Below are 800 nucleotides of genomic sequence, written 5' to 3' on the forward strand. Positions count from 1 at the left end.
AGTAATGGAATGCTTCCTTTCCTGTCGGGGTGTACCGGGTAGGCTACCTGAGACGTACTGGCGAGTAAATTGCCAAAATTCCACTCCCAATTTACCACCTCGGTACCAGCAACTGCGGTAAAACGGAGGGTGTCATCGTTCCAACGCCTTTCGGCAATGACTTTTACACTGGCGGGTGGGTCAATGACCTCAAAATACACCGTTGTATCACGGTTAGATGCGTTGGCACAGTCGGTGCTGCCTGTGCTGGCGAGTGCTAAAAATAACTCATACCTACCCGCCACAAACTCGGCAGGGTTGAGCAAGTTGCCCCCCAGGGCTTTTTCTTCACCCGTGGTCACATTACGTGCCATAAAACCGGGCAAAAGCGGGGTGAGTACCCCGTTTTTGAACGCTGACAGCATTACAGGTGAGTCGTTACTACAATAACTGTCGGCAAGCCCAGTAAAAGTCAGGGTAGGCAAGGGTTTAATAGTGATATTATAGGCATCAGAGTAGTTTACACAACCGTTGGCGTTGGTATAAACATAACGAATAAGGTACTCACCCGCATTGAGGTTGACTTGGCTGGTTTTTGCTGTGGGGGCAATGGGGCTTTCACCCACCCCCACAAGAGGAAAAGCAGGCGACCAGCTATTAGTGAGGGCTCCGTCTTGTGCCACCAAGCTTACAAAAGAAGCCGACGCTGGTTTAATGCGTTTGATTTCAAATTTCCCAGCCGTCAAGTAGTCAGCGGGAGGGCTTGAGTTGCCGCCAAATACAGGGGTGAGTTTCACTGGGGTGCCATCTCCCGCGCAATA

1 pseudogene is annotated in these 800 nt (G+C 50.9%); it reads right to left on the minus strand.

Going from position 1 to position 800, the window contains the following annotated elements:
• A pseudogene (locus Q0954_RS34145) lies at window positions 1-800 on the minus strand (hypothetical protein); the annotation flags it as partial.

Origin of the sequence: uncultured Microscilla sp. (assembly GCF_947493425.1) — a bacterium.
Taxonomy (GTDB): Bacteria; Bacteroidota; Bacteroidia; order Cytophagales; family Microscillaceae; genus Microscilla.